Genomic DNA, 238 nt, shown 5'->3' with positions numbered 1-238 from the left:
TGGTTTTAGAAGGCTAATCAAAGAGCGTCTGGTTAATCATATCCCAACTAGAATTGGCACAGTCACGATTAAAAAGACCGCTGATGACCAATTCTACCTGTCTATGCAGTTAGGCAGCGATACTGCTTTTGTCAAGGAATTGCCTAAGACGCAAAGTCAAATTGGCATTGACCTTAACCTTGATAATTTCTTAACGGAGTCAAATGGATCAATGGTTGTCAATCCACGTTTTTACTGT

The 238-nt window shown here is 39.9% G+C and carries 1 pseudogene; it reads left to right on the top strand.

Going from position 1 to position 238, the window contains the following annotated elements:
• A pseudogene (locus tag JEM49_RS10320) lies at window positions 1-238 on the top strand (RNA-guided endonuclease InsQ/TnpB family protein); the annotation flags it as partial.

Origin of the sequence: Lactobacillus sp. A27 (genome assembly GCF_016742815.1) — a bacterium.
Taxonomy (GTDB): Bacteria; Bacillota; Bacilli; order Lactobacillales; family Lactobacillaceae; genus Lactobacillus; species Lactobacillus gallinarum.
The sequence above is the reverse complement of the archived record's forward strand: the minus strand, read 5'-3'. Positions and strand labels throughout refer to the sequence as shown.